Annotated in this window: 12 protein-coding genes; 9 read left to right on the top strand and 3 right to left on the bottom strand. The window is 54.6% G+C overall.

Translation table 11 applies throughout. From position 1 onward, the window contains the following. The first annotated feature begins 582 nt into the window (after positions 1-582). A complete protein-coding gene (locus tag D6C13_RS16915) occupies positions 583-2,187 on the top strand; it encodes an OpgD/OpgG family glucan biosynthesis protein (protein WP_120133870.1) in 1,605 nt (534 codons plus the stop codon). 75 nt (positions 2,188-2,262) lie between these two features. Here D6C13_RS16915 and D6C13_RS16910 read toward each other — a convergent pair whose 3' ends face one another. From D6C13_RS16910 to ychF, 3 genes are all read right to left on the bottom strand, one after another. Further along, entirely contained in the window at positions 2,263-4,470 is a 2,208-nt protein-coding gene (locus tag D6C13_RS16910; protein ID WP_120133869.1) for a TonB-dependent receptor, read from the bottom strand. A 211-nt stretch (positions 4,471-4,681) separates the two neighbouring features. Then, positions 4,682-5,029: an HNH nuclease YajD gene (gene yajD / locus D6C13_RS16905; RefSeq protein WP_120133868.1), complete on the bottom strand. Its 348-nt coding sequence runs from the start codon at positions 5,027-5,029 to the stop codon at positions 4,682-4,684. A gap of 172 nt (positions 5,030-5,201) precedes the next feature. After that, a complete protein-coding gene (ychF, locus tag D6C13_RS16900) occupies positions 5,202-6,293 on the bottom strand; it encodes a redox-regulated ATPase YchF (protein WP_120133867.1) in 1,092 nt (363 codons plus the stop codon). A 218-nt stretch (positions 6,294-6,511) separates the two neighbouring features. Between ychF and D6C13_RS16895 the strand changes: the two genes are divergently transcribed. From D6C13_RS16895 to hflK (D6C13_RS16860), 8 genes are all read left to right on the top strand, one after another. After that, positions 6,512-7,993 (top strand): SulP family inorganic anion transporter, encoded by a 1,482-nt coding sequence (locus D6C13_RS16895; RefSeq protein WP_120133866.1) that lies wholly within the window; start codon positions 6,512-6,514, stop codon positions 7,991-7,993. Between the two features lie 263 nt (positions 7,994-8,256). Continuing rightward, positions 8,257-9,780 carry a sodium:solute symporter family protein gene (locus D6C13_RS16890; protein WP_120133865.1) on the top strand — a complete coding sequence of 508 codons (1,524 nt, stop codon included), beginning with the start codon at positions 8,257-8,259 and terminating at the stop codon, positions 9,778-9,780. A 34-nt stretch (positions 9,781-9,814) separates the two neighbouring features. Next, a complete protein-coding gene (locus tag D6C13_RS16885; protein WP_208642908.1) occupies positions 9,815-10,591 on the top strand; it encodes a glucosamine-6-phosphate deaminase in 777 nt (258 codons plus the stop codon). Then, positions 10,584-11,741, top strand: a complete 1,158-nt coding sequence (locus D6C13_RS16880) for an N-acetylglucosamine-6-phosphate deacetylase (RefSeq protein WP_120133864.1) — start codon at positions 10,584-10,586, stop codon at positions 11,739-11,741. The genes D6C13_RS16885 and D6C13_RS16880 overlap by 8 nt, the downstream gene beginning before the upstream one ends. Before the next feature lie 53 nt (positions 11,742-11,794). Then, the gene (locus tag D6C13_RS16875; RefSeq protein ID WP_244212709.1) at positions 11,795-12,946 is read left to right on the top strand and encodes an ROK family transcriptional regulator; all 1,152 of its coding nucleotides are present in this window, start codon (positions 11,795-11,797) and stop codon (positions 12,944-12,946) included. 202 nt (positions 12,947-13,148) lie between these two features. Next, the gene (hflK, locus tag D6C13_RS16870) at positions 13,149-15,107 is read left to right on the top strand and encodes a protease modulator HflK (RefSeq protein ID WP_120133863.1); all 1,959 of its coding nucleotides are present in this window, start codon (positions 13,149-13,151) and stop codon (positions 15,105-15,107) included. Beyond that, positions 15,104-16,147, top strand: a complete 1,044-nt coding sequence (gene hflC / locus D6C13_RS16865) for a protease modulator HflC (protein ID WP_120133862.1) — start codon at positions 15,104-15,106, stop codon at positions 16,145-16,147. Before hflK (D6C13_RS16870) ends, hflC begins: the two co-directional genes overlap by 4 nt. Next, complete coding sequence (hflK, locus tag D6C13_RS16860; RefSeq protein WP_120133861.1) at positions 16,144-17,187, top strand: protease modulator HflK; 1,044 nt, start codon at positions 16,144-16,146, stop codon at positions 17,185-17,187. Before hflC ends, hflK (D6C13_RS16860) begins: the two co-directional genes overlap by 4 nt. Positions 17,188-17,189: the final 2 nt, after the last annotated feature.

Here is a 17,189-nt window from a genome sequence, read left to right as displayed (position 1 = left end):
GGCGCTGTTATATAGCTATACTGAGGTGGAGATCAATGTGCATTTTTGGATATTTTTCTATAGTAGTATGATTTACAAGATTTATTATATTGTTATCTGATCATTGATTTGATTGAAAAGAGCTCTATTCATCATTTCAGTGAATGTAAGGTATTTTAGTATGTTTGTTTTTGATCAAAACTGAGGGCGTAATTTTCAGGATGTATATTTTATAGCGTGGTTGTAATTTCAGTAGATTCACTTAATCGGATGGATAGGGTTAAAAAGACACAGTAAGTCGTCTTTCAGACCGCGCTTTCCGTTTGCGTTTAAATCATTTCTAATGAATGGATAATAATCTGTTACGTGACTGAATAAAGGTTTTTGATATGTTCCTCATTATTATGAATGCGGGTATCACACAACCCTGTTGTAATTTTAAGACGCAGGGCCTGACCGGGTATGCGGAATTATCCGCAAGTTCAGAACACAGCCTATTCTTTCTGCCGAAGTGTTCTAAAATTGAAGCACTACTTACCCGATAAATGGCTTCTTACTTTCTGATAAGAACAATTTATTCTTAAACATGAGTTGGTGCTGTTTATGGTGACCCGGCGTGATTTGCTTACCTACACTTCATTTTCGATGGCTCTGGCTGCGCTGGGTTATACCCCGGCGGTTTTTGCTGCGCAGGGTTTAAAACTCGCGAGGGAGGTGCCTTTTAGCTTTGAAGGGCTGATACGGCAGGCCAAAGAAAGTGCTAAAAATCCTTATGTTGCGCCCGAAAAGGTGCCTGACAGTGCAGTGGCTGACATCAATTATGATGTTTACAGCAAGGTTGCGTATAAGCCGGAATATGCGCTCTTTAATGAAGGGACTGATCGTTTTCCAGTGTCATTTTTTTGTGTCAGCAGCCTGCATCATTTGCCGGTAAAAATGTTTGTGGTCGAAAATAAGCGCGCCCGTGAAATCATCCAGAATGCGGACTACTTCACCTTTCCCGACAATTCTCAGGTTGCGCTGTCAGCCGTTAAAGGCAACGTTTTCAGTGGATTTCGCGTGCTGGAGCATCAGCAAACCGCTAAAAGTCCGGGTGTGAAAGACTGGGTTTCGTTTCTGGGTGCCTCCTATTTTCGTGCAGTGGGCGAGCTGGGTCAGTTTGGATTGTCTGCGCGCGGAGTCGCGGTAAACACGGTTTTTGGCGACACCAAAGAAGAATTCCCCGACTTTACGCAGTTCTGGTTCGAAAGCCCGGAAAAGGACAGTGACCACCTGGTTGTTTACGCGCTGCTTGACGGGCCGAGTCTCTGCGGCGCTTACCGGTTTGTACTGCAACGCACCAAAGGCGTGGTGATGGATGTTGAATGCTCGCTGTTTTTACGGCGTGACGTTGGCCGGTTGGGCATCGCCCCGCAGACCTCTATGTTTTGGTTTTCCGAAATGGCCAAAGGGTCTGCCTCCGACTGGCGCCCTGAAGTTCATGACTCCGATGGGTTGGCATTGTGGACCGGGGGTGATGAGCATATCTGGCGGCCATTGAATAATCCTTTGCAGATCAGGGTATCGGCGTTCAGTGACAATAATCCGCGGGGTTTTGGTCTGATTCAGAAACAGCGCAACCCTGACAGCTATCTTGGTTCGGCCGGTTATGCGCGGCGCCCGGATTTGTGGGTCGAACCGAAAGGCGACTGGGGCAAAGGTGCGGTGCAGCTGGTGGAAATCCCTACTGACGACGAGATTTTCGATAATATCGCCGCCATGTGGGTGCCGGAACAGCCTGCCAAAGCTGGCAATGAGTATCAATTCAGCTACCGCTTACACTGGCTGGCCGATGAGCCTTATCCGTCGAAACTGGCTCGCTGCGGGATAACGCGGCTGGGAAGAGGGGGCAATCCCGGTGCGTATACCGATCCTGACGCGCGCAAATTTATGATCGAATTTCAGGGGGATGTGCTGGAAAACCTTGCCGCAGATGCGCATATCGATGCGGTGGTCACGGCATCCCGCGGCACACTGAAAGACATTAAAGTGGAGAAATCCCCTGCAGGAAAAGGCAACTGGCGCACGTTTTTTGATCTGCACGTCGACGGAAAGGAACCGGTTGAGCTCCGGCTTTACCTCAAGTCCGCAGACAAAACGTTGTCAGAAACCTGGATGTATCAGTACCTGCCGTTTACTTCTTCGCCCAAGCCGATGCAGGGCGTCTGAAAGAAGGATGGCAACTGGCTGAACGAGAATAAATAGGGGATGCTTTGTGCATCCCCATGATGATGAATGGGCGGATCAGAAGTCGTAAGTCATAGAGACCTTCAGCGAACGCGGATCACCCTGATAGATGTAGGTGCCGGTGCTGTCGATATTCGACCAGTATTTCTCGTTAGTCACGTTATCAACACCCGCACGCCAGACCATATCGTTCTGGTTGATTTTAGTCCGGTAACGCACGCCAAGATCTAACACGGTGTACGAGTCAATTTTCTTGGTGTTAGCGGAATCCGCCCACTGAGAGCCGGAATGATTAATCAGCGCGGTAGCCGTCAGACCTTCCACCGGTTTGATGTCGTATTCCGCGCCCAGTACCAGATTGTATCGCGGCACACCAATCGCATCTTTACCGTTATAGGCATTATTTGCCGTTTTGGTCATTTCCGGATCGATCCACGTCGCGCTGCCGTTCAGGCGCAGGCCCAGCACCGGTTCGCCAAACACGTTCAGTTCCACGCCGCGGTTACGTTGTTCGCCGTCCATGCCGTAGTATTTATTGCTGTCCAGAATGCCGGAAGGTTTTTTGATTTCAAATAACGCAAGCGATCCGCCGACGCGATCGAAATCCGCTTTTACACCCACTTCATTCTGTTTGGAATGCGCAATACCGGTGGTCGTACCGTAGTTTGTCGCGGTATTGGGTGCCACATCACCCGGCTGCAAAGACTCGGTATGGTTGGCGTACAGGGAAATAACTTTCCACGGTTTATACACAATGCCGTAGGTCGGCATCCAGCGGCTGTCGTCATAACGGGTTGACACATCTTCCGCGCCGGTCTTATTGCTGTAGTTGCGCACGACGACTTTCTGATGACGGGCACCGACGGTGAACAATACGGTGTCATCCAGCACGCCCATTGTGTCACTTAACAGATAGCCCTGCGTGCGGTTACGTCCGGTCGTTAAAGGATCGTTGTAATTACCGCCGGACAGATTTGGCGTCGGGTTCGGGACATTCGGAGTGTCATAGATATTGGTGTTTTCTGCATTGGCGCCGTACGCCATACGCCAGGCTGTATTATTACGCGACGTCAGGGCGGAATATCCGAAGTTCACTTTATGGGTGATGAAAGCAGTATCGAAATTGCCGCGAATGCCCGCCATTCCACTGAAATTATTGATAATGCGGTTGGTGTCCAGACGGCCAATCGTCGCCGTTCCGTCCGCATCTTTTAGCGCCGGAGAGGCGTAATCGCCGGTCTCACGTGAATGCTGCGCGCCCACGCCGCCATACACTGTCCAGTTATCCGTCACATCATATTCAGCTTTTGCCATACCAAATTCGGACTCAATGTTGCTGTATATCCAGTCCTGACTGTAGTTGTGGCTGTTGGACGGCACTTTCGGAATGAAATCCACACCGCTGATATTCACGCCAAGACGGGCGTCATGGAAGGTTTTCTTCTGGTAGCCCATATCCACGGAAGTGCGCAGACGGTCACCACGATAATCGAGCCCGAGTGACGCCGCCGTGGTGCGTTTTTTCTCGCCATCAATATCGGTTTCGCCTTCGCGGTTAACTGCATTGAGGCGCACCCCAAACTGGTTGTCATCACCGAAACGACGTCCCACATCCAGTGTGCCGCCGACCTGTGAGGAAGACGTGTAATCAACGCCCACACGCGTGAGCGGCGTGTCATCCGCATGTTTAGGTTCGAGGTTGATCATGCCGCCGACGCCGGTAGTCGCCGCGCCGTTCAGTAATCCGTTGGCGCCTTTGAAGATTTCGATACGGTCGATCAGCGACGCATCCATTACCTGACGGGGAACCACGCCCGGCAATCCTCCATAGGTCATGTCATCGCCATCCAGTTCAAAGCCACGGATGCGGTAGGTTTCGGCAAAGTTACCGTATCCCTGCACATTCTGGACGGTGGCATCGTTGCGCACCACATCAGCAATGGTTTTGGCCTGCTGATCCTGCACCAGTTTTGAGGTGAAGCTCATCACGTTGAACGGCACATCCATCGCATTTTGTTCGCCGAGCATTCCGAGGCGACCGCCGTGTGCCACTTGTCCGTCGAGATACGCAGGAACCAGCTGATTGCCGCCCGGTTTGAATTCATTATCCGGCGCGCTGACGATGGTCATGGTGTCGCCCGACGCTGCGGTCGAAGACGTCGCCGGAGCAGGGGCGGTGGCTGCCATCGCTGGCAGGCAGGTGACGCTGACAAACAGTGCCAGCACCCTTGGTTTGAACCCGGTGAATGTAATGGAATCGCACATAATATAGCCTGTATGTAAAAAGGACTGAGAATCATTATTATTTGAATTTGCGATTATGCTTATACGGCTTTCGTATGCAAGAAAAATAGTAGTGGGCTAACTTATTTGGCGGGAACCGCTTCGCAGGTCATAAAAAAATCCACGACATGGCGTGGATTTTGGTTAAAGCAGAGTTCTTTAGTGTTGCCCGAGGCGCAGGGCGGAAAAGAGCTTATTTCTTCTTATTCAGCATCGCCTGCAATTCAGCAAAGGGATTATAGGTGGCTGCACCGACATCATCTTGTGCATCTTCACCCGCCACGACACGGGTGCCGTACTGGTCGGCTTCCGTATACTTTGAGTGCTCGTGGTCATGACAATACAGACACAATAACTCCCAGTTGCTGCCATCTTCCGGGTTATTGGTATGATCGTGGTCGATATGGTGAACCGTCAGTTCGCGCAGATTGGAATACACAAACTCCCGCGAACAGCGCCCGCATACCCACGGGTAAATTTTTAGCGCTTTCTCACGATAACCGCTTTCAAGACGCTGGTAGTTTTTTGGAATGAGAGCCATGGAGATGTTACCCGTTACAAAGAGAAAATTTTATGAGAATGGCTCTAATATATCGCGGAATAGGGGGAGAGGAGAAATGAAAGTGCGCGCGCTGATCCACACAGGGAAGCATGGAAAACAAAAACCCACGCCAGGCGTGGGTTTTATGTAAAGTCAGAAACTGAATCGTGATTTAAACGTTGAACAGGAAGTTCATCACGTCGCCATCTTTAACGATGTAGTCTTTACCTTCTGAACGCATTTTGCCGGCTTCTTTCGCGCCTTGCTCACCTTTGTAGGTGATGAAATCTTCGAACGCGATGGTTTGTGCGCGGATGAAGCCTTTCTCGAAGTCGGTGTGGATTTTACCGGCAGCTTGTGGCGCGGTAGCACCAACCGGGATGGTCCATGCGCGGACTTCTTTCACGCCAGCGGTGAAGTAAGTTTGCAGGTTCAGCAGCTCGTAACCAGCGCGGATCACGCGGTTCAGGCCCGGCTCTTCGATGCCCAGCTCCGCCATGAACTCTTCACGGTCAGCATCTTCCAGCTCAGCGATATCAGACTCAACTGCTGCACAAACTGCCACCACCACAGAACCTTCGGCGTCTGCGATTTTACGCACGATGTCGAGGTAAGGGTTGTTCTCAAAACCGTCTTCGTTGACGTTCGCGATGTACATGGTTGGTTTGAGTGTCAGGAAGCTCAGGTAGCGGATGGCCGCTTTGTCTTCTTCGGTCAGGTCCAGCGCACGCAACATACCGGCGTTTTCCAGCTGTGGCAGACATTTTTCCAGCGCAGACAGTTCAGCTTTGGCATCTTTGTCGCCGCCTTTAGCGCGTTTCTGCACACGGTGGATCGCGCGCTCGCAGGTGTCGAGGTCAGACAACGCCAGTTCGGTGTTGATCACGTCGATGTCATCAGCCGGATCCACTTTGTTGTTAACGTGGATGATGTTGTCGTTCTCGAAACAACGAACAACGTGGCCGATAGCTTCGGTTTCACGGATGTTGGTCAGGAACTGGTTACCCAGGCCTTCACCTTTAGATGCGCCTTTTACCAGACCCGCGATATCCACGAATTCCATAGTGGTTGGCAGGATACGCTGCGGTTTTACAATCTCGGCCAGCTGGTCGAGACGTGCATCAGGCATTGGCACCACACCGGTATTCGGTTCGATGGTGCAGAACGGGAAGTTTGCTGCTTCGATACCCGCTTTGGTCAGCGCATTGAACAGAGTAGATTTACCGACGTTCGGCAGGCCCACGATACCGCATTTGAATCCCATGTTTTTCTCACCTTAATAGCTTAGTTATCAAGCGATTAACTGTAACCGCACGATGTAATGACCATAATTCCCCGCATTATACACGTAAACGACGTTTATCTCGATCCGCTTGTTTGCCGCCCCGCAGCACAGCAACAGATTAACCCTTGCCTCGGTTCCGGCATTTTTAGATACTTGTCACAATTTTTTAACTGAGCTGGAAATGTACCGGATGTCTTATGCTTAGCCCGCGTGGTCTGAAGTTGTCAGAAGTGAAAAATGAAACGCTGGCCGGATTTGTGGTGGCCGTATCGATGATCCCGGAAGCGGTGGGGTTCTCGCTGGTCGCCGGATTGTCGCCGATTGTCGGGCTGCACACGGCGTTTATTATCGGGCTGGTGACGGCGCTGTTTGGTGGCAAACCGGGTATGGTTTCCGGCGCGGCGGGCTCTATTGTGGTGGTTCTGATGAGTCTGGCGGCGCAGCACGGCATGGGATACGTGCTGTGGGCGACGATTTTCGCCGGTGTGATTCAGATTTTGATCGGCGTGTTCCGCCTCGGGAAGTTTATCCGGCTGGTGCCTCTGCCAGCGGTTCACGGCTTTGTGAACGGGCTGGCGATTGTCATTATGCTGGCGCAGCTGCATATGATCGCCGGGCAGGGGCCGCTGATGTACGGGCTGGTGCTGCTGGCGATTGCCGTCGTCGTGCTGTTCCCGAAACTAACCAAAATCATTCCCGCTTCTCTGGCGGCGCTGATTCTGGTGTCGGCGGTGGCGATTGGTTTTAACCTGCACACGCTGCGGGTCGGCGATTTGGCGGATATCTCCGGTGCATTGCCGCACTTCAGTTTGCCGGTAGTGCCATTTAGTCTGGAAATGCTGAAAGTTGTGCTGCCTTATGCGGTGGTGATCGCGCTGGTCGGCCTGATTGAATCGCTGCTGACCATGACGGTGCTCGATGAAATGGGCAATCAGAAGGGCAACGGGAATCGCGAAAGTATCGCACAGGGCGCAGGGAATACGATCTGCGGGCTGTTCGGCTGTTTCGCCGGTTGCGCGATGATCGGGCAGTCGATCATTAACTTCACCTCCGGCGGTCGCGGGCGGATCTCCGGTACGGTGGGCGCTATTTTGCTGATTCTGTTCGTGGTCAGTCTTTCCGGTTATATCGGTCTGCTGCCGGTCGCGGCGCTGGCGGGAATTATGCTGGTGGTCTGTTACAACACCTTTGAGTGGAGCTCACTTCGTCGCCTGCACCGTATGCCGAAAGCCGATGTGCTGGTGATGCTGATTGTCACCGTCATCACTATTTTCACCGATCTGGCCGTGGCGGTGATAAGCGGCGTGATTATCTCGGCGCTGGTCTTTGCCTGGCAGCAGGCGCGTATCCGGATTCGTGAGCACAAAACCAAAGGCAGTCTGGCGGTGTATAAGCTCGAGGGGCCGCTGTTCTTTGGTTCTGCCGCGACCTTTGCTGAGCTGTTTAATCCTGAAAACGATCCGCAAAACGTGGTGCTGGATTTTGCCGGTACGCGGGTAATGGATTCGAGCGGGGTGGAAGCGATTGATAAGCTGACGGCGCGTTATCTGGATGCCGGTAAAACGATCCGCTTACGCCATCTGAGCAATGACTGCGTAAGTCTGCTCAAGAAAGCCGGGCCATTCTGCTCTCATGAGCTTGACGATCCGCAGTATTACGTTGCGGAAGATACTCTCTGAAATCCTTAAGGTGCCGCCTGAAAACGGCACCTTTTTTATGATGTTCTTCGCCATTTCCTCACTCGGCTGAATGTTGAGCGCCGCCTCATCCATAAGAAAGTCCTATAACGCTTTAATAATTATTGAAAAATTACGTGATCTTGTTCACGTTTTGTTCGGGTTTTCTCATGCTAGGTTTAATTAGTTCTTAGTTAGGATTAATTAAAAACCGGCAAGTATTCCCGCCGGACTTCGACAATGCAATCTTGCCTCCGGAGTTAACGATGAACGGGATAGACTATTTTGTCATGGCGCTGTACGCGTTGATGATTGTGATGACCACGTTGTGGGCGATGCGCAAAGTGGGCAACACCAAAGATTTCTTCGCCGCAGGGGGCAAAATGCCCTGGTGGCTTTCAGGGATTTCACACCATATGTCCGGCTACAGCGCGGCGGTATTTGTTGCGTATGCGGCGGTGGCCTACAAATACGGGCTGACCATTTATTTCTGGTGGGCATTCCCGATCTCGATTGCCGTTTTCATCGGGTCAGTGATTTTTGCGCCACGCTGGGCACGGTTGCGGATCCATATGAATATCGAATCACCGATGGAATATCTCGCCACACGTTATAACGTGCCGACGCAGCAGATTCTGGCGTGGAGCGGAGTGTTTCTGAAAACCTTCGACGTCGGCGCTAAATGGGCGGCTATCGCCATTATCATCAACGTGTTTACCGGGCTGGATCCGCTGGTGGGTATCGCGATTTCGGGTGTGCTGTGCCTGTTTTATACCGTGCTCGGCGGCTTGTGGGCGGATGCCTGTAACGATTTTGGGCAGTTTATTGTCCAGTTTATTGCCGCGATTGTGATGGTGATCGCGGTGGCGTTTCACCTCGGTGGTTTCAGCAATCTGCTGACTATCTGGGACCGGTTGCCCGCAGGCCATACTGACATCGTCGCGGGGCCGTATTCGATGGGCTTTATTCTGGCGTATTTTGTCATTTACACCCTGAGCTATAACGGCGGCACCTGGAATCTGGCGCAGCGTTTTATCGCCTCACCGCGGGGAAAAGATGCCCGCAAAGCCGCGTTACTTTCTTCGGTGCTGTATCTGGTCTGGCCGCTGATTTTGTTTTATCCGATGTGGGCCGCACCGCTGCTGTTCCCGGATATTGCTGACCCTTCACAGTCTTATTCGATCATGGCGATGAATCTGCTGCCGAACGGTCTGATCGGGCTGGTGCTGGTCGCCATGTTTACCCACACTTTGTCGATGACCTCTTCAGATTCTAACGCCATCACCGCCGTGGTCACCCGCGATATTCTGCCGGTGTTGCTGCCGAAACGCTTTGGTCAGGGGCAATCGTCACTGCTGGTGGCGCGCGTGACGGTGGTGCTGTTTATCCTCACAACGCTGCTGATTGCCGTTAATGCCAGCCGTTTTGGTGGCGTACTGTCGCTGCTGATTGTTTGGTTCGGCGGGCTGGTCGGGCCGATTTCTATCCCGATGCTGCTCGGCTTATTGCCGTGGTTCCGTAAATGCGGACCGGCTGCGGCAATCACCTCCTGGGCGGCCGGTGTCTCAGCCTTTTTCCTGGTCAAATTTGTAGTGCCGGACATGAGCACTGCGCAGATTGTCGCCATTCCGGTGCTGTTATCGCTGGCGGTCTTTGTCATTGGCGGATTACTTCGCCGCCGTCCGGTCAGTGCTGAAGTGGATGTTTTACTGAATGCGCTGAATCAGGATCAGGCCGAAGACCTGCCTGCGCCCAAAGTGGCTGCCGCGTATCAGTCTGAATCCCGATAATGGAACTCAATAAACACAAAGAGCAGGTTTTGATATGACATCTCCGCGATATACCACGCAGGCAGGACGCCTGAATGTTGAAGTGTTTTCCACCCGTCTGGAAATGGGGCAGGCCGCTGCCCGCGATGCAGTCAGCCATTTACATCAGCGGCTTAAAGAGCAGGATCGCGTTCGCATAATCTTTGCCGCCGCGCCATCCCAGAATGAATTTTTGGAATATCTGGCGCAGGCCGAAGATATCGACTGGGCGCGTGTTGATGCTTTTCACATGGACGAATACGTCGGGTTGCCGGTCGGTTCACCGGCCTTGTTCAGTCACTATCTGACGACGCATTTATTCGGCAAAGTCAGCCCTGGCACGGTACATAAAATTCCGGCAGCGGGTGATGCGGCGCAGAACTGTGCGGACTACGCCCGCCTGCTGCAACAGGCGCCGGTGGATATGGTCTGCCTCGGCATTGGAGAGAACGGGCATCTGGCCTTTAACGATCCGCCGGTGGCTGATTTTAACGATCCGCAGCCGATGAAAATCGTCGAGCTGGATGCCATTTGCCGTCAGCAGCAGGTGAATGACGGCTGTTTCCCCGCATTGGAATATGTGCCGACGCACGCGCTGACGCTGACCATCCCGACGCTGATGGCGGCTGCGCGCCTGTTCTGCATGGTGCCCGGCAAAAATAAACATCAGGCGGTTACGCAGACACTGAATGCGCCGCAGTCGGTGGATTGTCCGGCCACAGTGCTGCGCACACATCCGGCCTGTACGCTTTACACCGATATCGCCGGTTTCGGGGAGTTACCGGATGAGTGAAATCACGTTACGCGGCAGGGATTACCGCACGCAGCAGCCGGTGGAAATTGTGTCGCAGGACGGCATTATCAGCCAGATACGTCCGGCGACCGGCAGCCAGAGCCTTCCGCTGGTAGCACCCGGATTAGTCGACTTGCAGGTCAACGGTTACGGCGGCGCTGATTTTAACAGTTTCCCTTTTACCGTGGATTCTGTGAAAGACGTGACGCACGCGCTGTGGCAGCAGGGCGTCACGACGTTTATGCCGACGGTGATCACCAACAGCGCAGATGAAATCACCAAAATGGTTGCCACGCTGGCGGCGGCCTGCCGTGAATTTTCGGCGGTGGAGCAATCTGTTGCCGGTATCCATCTGGAAGGGCCGTTTTTATCCCCGCAGGATGGGCCGCGCGGGGCGCACAATCTGGCTCACATTCAGGCACCTGACTGGGCGCAGTTTCAGCGCTGGCAGACTGTGGCAGAAGGGCGAATTCGCATGATCACTCTTTCGCCGGAATGGCCGCAGGCGGAAGATTTTATCCGCCAGTGCACCGTGCATAATGTGGTGGTTTCCATCGGGCATACCGCTGCCAGTCCGGAGCAAATTGCTTCGGCGGTGAAAGCCGGGGCGCGGATGTCGACGCATCTGGGCAATGGTGCTCATCTGACGTTGCCGCGCCATCCGAACTATATCTGGGAGCAGCTGGCGCAGGATGGCCTGTGGTGCGCGATGATTGCCGATGGCGAACATTTGCCGCTGTCTGTGCTGAAAACCTTTATTCGTGCCAAAAACGGCAGAGCGCTGCTGGTCAGTGACGTGACCAGCCACGCCGGAATGCCGCCGGGCTGTTACCATTCGCATATCGGTGGCGACGTGGTGCTGAGCGCAGAAGGAAGGCTGTCGATGGCCAGCAATCCGGCGCTGCTGGCAGGATCGGTGCAGGGGCTGTTATACGGCGTTAATACACTGGTCAGAAATGACATTGCCCCGCTGACAGAGGCGATTCAGATGGCGTCGGTGCGTCCGGCGTCGCGCCTGAATCTTCCGGTAGCTCAGGGGCTTAGTCCCGGTGCGCCACTGGATGCCATACTGCTGCAACCGGCGTCAGACAATACGCTGCGGCTGATGGCCACTTACAAAAACGGGGCGGAAGTCTGGCGGGGTGAATAGGTTGACGCGCGGATCCTCAGTCATGTAATAATGCGACGCTACGGTGTAACGCGATGGAAAGTCATGACATGAAAGACTCAGGCAAAGGACCCGCGCTGTTGCGCCAGTACAACGAAAAACGCGTACTGGCTTATCTCCGCCAGCAGAAAATCAGTTCCCGTCTGGATATTTCTCGTGCGCTGGCACTGAGCAAAAACACCATTTCCCTGATTGTCGATGACCTGATTGCGCTGGGCTATGTCGAAGAACAGGGCGTGGCGCAAACCAGCAGCATCGGGCGTCCTAAAATTCACGTCGCGCTGAAACCGTCGTCGATTAAAGCTGGCGGTATTATGATTGAGCGCAACCGCCTGCACTGGATGGTTTGTGATTATTTCTCGCAGATTATCGATGAAAACACCGTCACCCTCGATACGTCTGAACCCCGCACCGTACTGGCTGAAATCATGCGTCATTGCCAGCAACTGCATCAGAAGTGGCCGGATCTGGTCGGTATCGGCATCGGATTTCCCGGCATCGTTGATCACCAGCTGGGTGTTCTGCATGTTTCCTCGCACCTGGGCTGGGGCGAAGTGAGTCTGCAACCGTTGCTGACCTGCGCGGAGACCGTTCCGGTCAGCGTATGGAATAACGTGAAAGCAGCGTCACTGATTGCCCGTGAGGGCGATATGGCGAAAGAAAATGACGCCTGTTTTTATCTGCGCATTGGTGAGGGTATCGGTGGCGCGCTGCTGACGGAACATGGCGTGTATTCCGGCGGCAGCTGGACGGCGGGGGAAGTCGGTCACTTAGCGGTACTGCCCGACGGGCCGCTGTGTTCATGCGGTCAGCGGGGTTGTCTGGAATCACTGATAGGTTTCTCCGCCATTAACCGGCAACTCGAACAACGTCAGCCCGGTCTGAGCTGGGATAACCGCCAGCAGTCGGCAGACATTGTGGATGAAGTCATGGCGCAGGCCGGAAGGCTTTTAGGAAAAGCGCTGAGTCAGATTATCCATCTGGTGAATCCGAAAACGTTGCTGATTGATTGCCCTTATAACAGTCATCCGCTATTTGTGGAAAATACGCTGGCGGCGGCGCAGGAATTTACCCTGACGTTTGCATTTAGCCGCACGCACATTACGTTCGTCGCCGAGCGGTTCAATCCCGCCCGCGGCCTGGCGCTGGCGATGTTCCAGCATTTCGAACAAGTCTCCCTGACGTAAAATTCTTTTCAGAGCGGCTGGCAGAAACCCAATCTGCCGGTTGTCCCGCCTTGCTGATAAACGCTTACAATTCGTGGCAAAAAAACGGCTAAATTCATATCGCTGAAAATTCTGTAATGTTATACGGTTACGCTCGGTTGACTTCGCGATCGCTGGCGCCCTGTCCGCGTGCGGGTTATTTTTCTCTTCTGCCGGAGCGGACATGAGTATAAACAAGGCATCCGGGACTGATGACGCCAGTAAGTCTCTGCGTTTTCAGGCGGCTGCATCCCACACCCGCTGGCTGACCGGGCTCATCAACGGCATCATGGTGATCAGCAGCGTGCTGTATCTGATACTGCTGATGCTGTATATGGTCTCTGCAGATTCAGTCTGGCCGTGGCTGGCCGGCAATATCATGGCCGCACTGTGGGTGTGTGCCGCCTCCCTGCAATGTGCCCGGCGCATTACCCGCTGGCGTGACCATCAGTTTGCGCCCCGCGATGAGCCCGTTTCACCGGAAACTCCGCCTGCTTTTCTTCATCGGCTGACCGCTTCGCCCAGGGTGCGCCCGCTGTTGCGTTATGTAGATCCGCACGTTTTCTTTCAGGCATTTCCCTCGCTGGCCGCGTTACTGCTCATTGTGCTGTTGTGGCAACTGCCGTTACCCATTAACGAAGCAGGCGACGCGGGATATTTTGCCGGTTCATTTTTCATTCTATGCGCTTTTGCGGTGCTGGTACTGGAACGCCACTGGACGTTAAAAAGTTCGCAGGAATGGCCGGAAGCCGCAAGACTGGCACCGCTGTTACGCATGCTGATGGGCGTTTTATTACTGAGCGCCGCGGGTGTGATGTTTGCCCATGGTACGGCGGTCTGGCCAGCGCATCTGTTGGTGCTGACCGGCATAATACCGGCGCTGGTGGCACTGGAGCTTTTCCTGCGTGCGCTGATGGCGCTGTTTTCGCCGCCGCGTGAGGACAAAGAGCCGGAATTTATCGCGGGCAGTCTGCTGGCGGCACAAATTTGCTGGCCGCCGCGTCCGTTGCAGTTTGTGCAAAATGAACTGCATCAGCATTTTGGTATCGATCTGCGCCAGATCTGGGCATTCCATTTTATCCGCCGCGCACTGCTGCCGCTGGCCGCATTCTTACTGCTGACGGGCTGGCTGCTGACCGGTGTCAGTGAAGTCCCGCTGACGCAGCGCGGGATTTACGAATCCTTTGGAAAACCGGTCGCGGTCAGACCACCCGGTTTGCATCTTGGTCTGCCGTGGCCTTTCGGGCATACGCAAATGGTCGATAACGGTGAAGTGCACGAACTCACCACCGGCGCGGAAGAACCGGTGTCGGCTTCGCCGGTCGTGGTCGCCGATACTGCCGAAGGCTCCGCGCCGGAAAGCGCTAACCGGTTGTGGGATTCCAGCCACAGCAGCGACAAATCGCAAATTATCGCCAGTGCGGGCAATGACCGGCAAAGTTTTCAAATCATGGATATGGATGTGCGGTTTGTGTACCGCGTTGGCATGAACGATGACGCGGCGATGGCGAGCCTGTATCACACCGAAAATATGCCGGTGCTGATCCGCAGTATTGCCAATCAGGTTCTGGTGCACGATTTCTCCTCCCGCACGCTCGACAATCTTCTGGGCAGTGAACAGACTCGTCTTGCCGCAGACATCGGCCAGAAAGTGCAAAGTCAGCTGGATAATCTTCACAGCGGCGTGGAACTGCTGGCGACGGTGATTGAATCCATCCATCCGCCAGCGGGCGCGGCGGACGCTTATCATGGCGTACAGGCGGCACAGATTCTGGCGCAAAGCGCGATTGCCGGTGAGAAAGGACAGGCCGCGCAGCAGCTTAATGCCGCACAGCAATTTTCCCGTCTGGCGCTCGACGCCGCCAGCGCACAAAGTCATGAGAGTCTCGATCAGGCACAGGTCATGGCCTTGCGGTTTAACGCTGAAAATCAGGCGTATCAGGCAGGCGGACAGTCATTCCTGACCGAGCGTTATTTCAGTCAGCTGACGCTGGCGATGCAACAACATCCAAAAGTTTTGATTGTCGACAGCCGTATTGGTGGCGGAACGCCGCCGGTTCTGGATCTGAGAAATTTCACCCTGCCATTTACGCCCGGAGCGGATAAAACGGCGCATTCTGTTAAAGCGGAGACTACCCGGTGAGTGATTCCCAACATACTCAGGCCCACGATCACGACGACCGCCACGCACATGGCGGGCATCATCACGGTGGCGGACATCACCATCATCACCATCATTCCGGCCCGGCGGCACCCAAATTCTGGCGACGGGCTGCCATCGCTATCGCGATAGTGGCGCTGATTGCCGCGTCAGCCTGTCTGGTACAGGTGCGTTCCGGCGAAGCAATGGTGATCACCCGCTTTGGTAATCCGGTGCGCGTGCTATTGAATCCGGGGCTGGCGTGGCATTTGCCGGTTCCGTTGGAGACGGCAATTCCGGTGGATTTACGTATCCGCACCACGTCGAGCGGTTTACAGGATGTCGGCACGCGCGACGGTCTGCGGATCATCGTGCAGGCTTACACCGTCTGGCAGGTGAAAAACGATCCTCAGCATGTGCAGCGTTTTATCCGCGCGGTACAGAATCAGCCGGATATGGCGGCGGCGCAGATACGCACGTTTATCGGATCGGCGCTGGAAACCACTACCAGCGGTTTTGCGCTGGCTGATCTGGTCAATACCGACGCCAGCAAAATCCGGCTTTCCGGTTTTGAGCAGCATTTACATGACCAGATTGCCCGCCAGTTGCTCGACAGTTATGGCATCGAATTAGTGCAGGTTGGCGTCGAACGCCTGACGCTGCCGTCGGTAACACTGGATGCGACCGTAGATCGTATGCGTGCCGAACGCGAAACCATCGCCACCCAGCGCTCTGCTGAAGGTAAGCGTCAGGCGGCTGAAATCCGATCTTCTGCTGAACGCGATGCCCGTGTGATTAAAGCCGATGCGTCGGTTAACGCCGCCAATATTGAAGCGCAGGCGCAGGTGCAGAGCGCGGCGATTTACGCCAAAGCCTGGGCCGGTAATCCCCAGTTGTATGATTTGCTGCGTTCGCTCGATACGCTCAACAGCGTGATTTCGCCGGGCACTCAGCTGGTGTTACGCACCGATGCCGCACCGTTCAGGCAACTGGTCGAAGGTCCGCCGGCGTTACCCGCAAACAATAACGGATCGCATCCATGAATCCCTTAGCCCGTTTTCAGGGCAATGCCTGGTTTCAGGCGGGACGCATGGCATATCTGGCGCTGTTTGCCATGACGCTGATTGCCGCTGCCAGCTGGCTGTTCTCCAATGTCCGCCAGATTGAGCCGGACAAACGCGCGGTCGTGATGCGCTTTGGTGCCGTATCACGCACGGCGGGTGCTGGTCTGCTGCTGGCGTGGCCGGAACCCATTGAACAGGTGGAAATAGTGCCCGCTGCCGATCGGGTGATCGAACATCATGTTACGGCTTTGCTGAGAAAAGACATTGTGCCTGCGTGGACCAATACCGGCGGCGAGAACAGTGACGCCGTCGCCGGTGCCGGATATTTACTGACCGGCGACTCCGGCGTGGTTCAGCTGGATGTGCAGGTGTATTACGTGATAACCGATCCCGTGGCGTTTGTGCTGCAAGGGGAACACGTGCTGCCTGCGCTGGACAGATTAACCGAACACGCGGCGGTGGCGATTTGTGCCTCGCGGGATCTGGATACCATTCTGGTCGCTCGTCCGGAAATGGTCGGCAACGGCAGCCATATCGCTGAACGCCGCGAGCGGTTGCGCGGTGATTTGCGTCAGGGGATTAATCAGCAACTCGCCGCCCTGAATGCGGCAGGCAGCAGCCCCGGTATCGAAGTCCGGCGCGTTGACGTGCAGTCTTCTTTGCCTCCCGCGGCTGTCGATGCGTTTAACGCTGTGCTGACCGCCAGTCAGCAGGCGGAACAGTATATCGCCAGCGCCAGTAATGAGGCCGCCCGCGTGCATCAGGAAGCGGTTCAGTCGGCAGATCGCGCCTTGCAGGTTTCGCAGGCCAAAGCCAGCGAGCAGATTGCCCGGGCTTCCACCGATACCGCGACGATTGTGCAGCTGGCTGACGATCATTCTCCCGAATTGCTGTGGCGTTTGTGGCGGGAGCGGATGCCTGCCATTCTCGCCCACGCTGGCAGCGTGACGGCGGTTGATCCCCACGACGACGCACATCTGATCCTGCCCGGACCAGACCGTCCATCCTCTCAACCCTGAGG

Source organism: Rahnella woolbedingensis (assembly GCF_003602095.1).
GTDB classification, from domain to species: domain Bacteria; phylum Pseudomonadota; class Gammaproteobacteria; order Enterobacterales; family Enterobacteriaceae; genus Rahnella; species Rahnella woolbedingensis.
The sequence above is the reverse complement of the archived record's forward strand: the minus strand, read 5'-3'. Positions and strand labels throughout refer to the sequence as shown.